This window comes from Kribbella sp., from assembly GCF_035687465.1.
GTDB lineage: Bacteria > Actinomycetota > Actinomycetes > Propionibacteriales > Kribbellaceae > Kribbella.
This window is the reverse complement of sequence record NZ_DASRXP010000600.1, coordinates 1-2,524: the sequence shown is the minus strand read 5'-3', so window position 1 is coordinate 2,524 and position 2,524 is coordinate 1. Positions and strand designations below refer to the sequence as shown.

Annotated in this window: 3 protein-coding genes; 1 reads left to right on the top strand and 2 read right to left on the bottom strand. The window is 67.2% G+C overall.

Annotated elements, in window-relative coordinates; translation table 11 throughout:
• Positions 1–502: hypothetical protein (locus VFG33_RS31700; RefSeq protein WP_325056670.1), on the bottom strand; the 502-nt coding region annotated here is incomplete at its 3' end.
• Complete coding sequence (locus VFG33_RS31695) at positions 502–1,065, bottom strand: hypothetical protein (RefSeq protein ID WP_325056669.1); 564 nt, start codon at positions 1,063–1,065, stop codon at positions 502–504. The genes VFG33_RS31700 and VFG33_RS31695, both read right to left, overlap by 1 nt.
• Positions 1,066–1,197: 132 nt before the next feature.
• Here VFG33_RS31695 and VFG33_RS31690 point away from each other — a divergent pair, with 132 nt between their 5' ends.
• Positions 1,198–2,367 (top strand): molybdopterin-dependent oxidoreductase, encoded by a 1,170-nt coding sequence (locus VFG33_RS31690; RefSeq protein ID WP_325056668.1) that lies wholly within the window; start codon positions 1,198–1,200, stop codon positions 2,365–2,367.
• Positions 2,368–2,524 lie beyond the last annotated feature (157 nt).

Below are 2,524 nucleotides of genomic sequence, written 5' to 3'. Positions count from 1 at the left end.
GCTCCGCCTCGGGGCCGTCTTCCTCGACCGTCTCCGCGCGGTCCTCCTGCTCGACCGTCTCCGCGCGGTCCTCCTGCTCGACCGGCTGCTCGCGGTCCTCTCGCCCGTCGTCGAGCTCGTCCGTGCGCTCTTCGCGGTCTTCGTCGTTCTCGAGGTCTTGCTCGCGGCGTTCGTCGAGGTCCTCGGTGATGCGGTCCTGGTTGTCGGGGACGAGGTTCCGGTTGAGGTCGGTGTTCGGGTCCAGCGGGCCGTAGCCGTTCTCAGCAAGAGTGCGGTCGACCTCGGCGCGGACCCGCTGTTCGAAGTCCCGGTCCGACAGTTGCTGCCGAACCCTGTCAGCTTCGGGATCGTCCCGCAGCCAATCGCGAACCGCCTCCCGCGAGGCCCGCTCGACCTGCCTGCGGCTCAGCCCGCGTCGCCCACCGAAGCGATTCCGCAGCGTCTGGTGCAGCCGCCGCAGCACCCTGACCATGTCTTCGAACAGCTGCTCTTCCAGCGCCATCACGCCACCTCGGTCGCATAGACGGAATAGCCGAACCCGGCCGCGGCCGTCGCCGCGTCAGGTGCCGGCTGGGTCGCGTACAGGTGGAACTCGGCGCCCGGCCGCAACCAGACAGCCAGGTGACGACGGCGGTCGCGCCACTCCTCGGGGATCCTGGGATCGTTGCCCGGCCCGACGAAGATCGGATCACCCCAGTGCTTCCGGGCCAACTCGAGCTGATCGGGCCAGTGCTCGTCGAGCCCGTCCTCGGCGTCACGGACCTCGTTCCGGCCGATCTCGTACGCCGACCACCCGCTCCGCGGACTGTCCGGCAGCACCGCGTCGGGCAGCACCAGCATCACCGTCTCGCGGGGAGTGACAAGACCCCACGTGTACTCCGTGGGATCGATCTTCCCCGGCGCCCACGGACGCCAGCCGGTGACTTCGGTGGCCCGTCTGACCAGCGCCCGGATCGCCTCGACCCCGGTCCCGGGCGGTCCCCAGATCCTTCGCCAGTCGGACACGTCCGCGAGGTCGGCCATCGCACGCTCGTCATCGTCCGACGACCGCTGCTGCGTCCTCACGTGTCCGTCTCCTCTCGCGACCGAGAGCCTCAGCCTAAGGGGAAGAGGGTGGCATCGGACCGCCCCGACCGTTCGCGAGCAGTAACCGGTAGCGGCCGCCAGACCGGCCGTTCCTGCGTTGTGATGGAGAGCATGAAGTTGCCGGTTCTCCCGACCGAGAAATCCTTCGCGTCACCTCTGCACCACCCCCGAGTGGCGACCGTGATCGGACGCTGGCTCGGGATCGCCGTCACGATCTGCTTCCTGACCGGCTTGTTCAGCCACTTCCAGCAGGTCACTCCCGGCTGGTTACACATCCCCAGCCGCCCGTCCTCGCTCTACCGCGTCACCCAGGGCCTGCACGTACTCACCGGCACCGTCTCGGTTCCGTTGCTGCTGGCAAAGCTCTGGACCGTCTACCCGAAGTTGTTCGCCAAGCTCCCCTGGCCGCCGAGTCGCAAGGCCCTCGGCATGGTCTTCGAGCGCCTCTCCATCGCCGTCCTGGTCGCCGCGATGGCACTCGAGCTGTTCATCGGATTCCTGAACACCCTGCAGTGGTACCCGTGGCCGTTCCCCTTCAAGGAAACGCATTACGCACTGGCGTGGATCATTGTCGGAGCCCTACTGGTGCACCTGGCGGTCAAACTCCCACTGATCACAGCGAACTGGCGAAGAACCCCAGCCGACCGTACGCCGGTCCCGACCACGACCGATTCGTTGCCGCCAGCAATCACCGGACTGAGTCGACGCGGATTGTTCCGGACGGTCGCGGGCGCGGGTGCTCTGATCGGAATCACCTCGGTCGGCCAATCCGTACCAGCTTTCGGGCCAGTCGCAGTACTGGCGCCGCGGAAGCCGAACGTCGGTCCTCAAGGCCTGCCCGTGAACCGGACCGCCAAGGATGCCGGAGTCTCGGCGGTCGACGCCGACTGGCGTGTCACCGTTATGGGCCCACAGCAACTTTCCTACTCGCTGGATCAGCTGCGTGAGCTTCCGCAGAATCGGTCGGCACTGCCGATCGCGTGCGTCGAGGGTTGGAGTCAGGGTGCTCATTGGGAAGGCATCCGGATCAGGGACCTCTTGAAGCTCTGCGGCGCCCCCGAGGGCTCCCGGCTCCGCGTCGTCTCGATGGAGAAGGGCGGCTTCTACGCGACCAGCGAACTCCCCGCGCAGTTCGCCGAAGACCCCCTCACCCTGCTCGCTCTCCGCCTGAACGGCAGCGAACTGGCCCTCGACCACGGATTCCCCGCCCGCATCATCGCTCCCAACCGCCCTGGCGTCCTCCAAACCAAATGGGTCCACCGCCTGGAGGTCATCACATGACGAGGATCAGACTGCTACGCGCCGCATTAGGTGCCGTGGGCATCGGCTTCGGATTGTGGGGACTCAGGCTGCTCCTCCAAAGCCTCACCACGGATGCTCTGATCCGCCTCCCGCTCTGGCTCGGCGGCGCCGTCCTGGCAGACGACTTCTTCCTGAT

What these genes read in the sequence shown, in the direction of transcription:
- VFG33_RS31690 (WP_325056668.1), top strand. Translation starts at nt 1,198, where the DNA reads ATGAAGTTGCCGGTTCTCCCGACCGAGAAATCCTTCGCGTCACCTCTG.